1 protein-coding gene is annotated in these 378 nt (G+C 69.8%); it reads right to left on the bottom strand.

What is annotated here, in order from left to right; genetic code table 11:
• A partial coding sequence (locus tag FLQ44_RS17945; protein ID WP_147695474.1) for an ABC transporter permease occupies positions 1 to 378 on the bottom strand: 378 nt, incomplete at both ends.

The following is a 378-nucleotide window of genomic DNA, read 5'->3' as shown; positions in this document are numbered from 1 at the left end:
CAGCGAGCTCCAGTAGAAGCCGCTGTCCAGGCCCAGCACCAGCACGCCCTGCACGTAGCCGCCGAGGATGGCGAAGGCGCAGAACACCATGGTCAGCACCGGCAGGCTGATCACGCCCGCAAGAAACCGCGGCGCGACCACCTTGCGCACCGGGTCGATGGCCATCATCGACAGCGCGGTGATCTGATCGGTGGCACGCATCAGTCCCAGCTCGGCGGCCATCGCCGAACCGGCACGGCCGCAGAACAGGATCGCCGCCAGCACCGGCCCCAGCTCGCGGTACAGCGTCAGGCCCAGCAGGGTGCCCAGCGAGCTGCCGGCGCCGAAGGTGCTGAGCGTGCGATAGCCCTGCAGGGCCAGCACCAGGCCGACGAAGGC

Origin of the sequence: Vogesella mureinivorans (assembly GCF_007644035.1) — a bacterium.
Lineage (GTDB): Bacteria > Pseudomonadota > Gammaproteobacteria > Burkholderiales > Chromobacteriaceae > Vogesella > Vogesella mureinivorans.
This window is presented reverse-complemented; position numbering and strand designations above follow the sequence as displayed.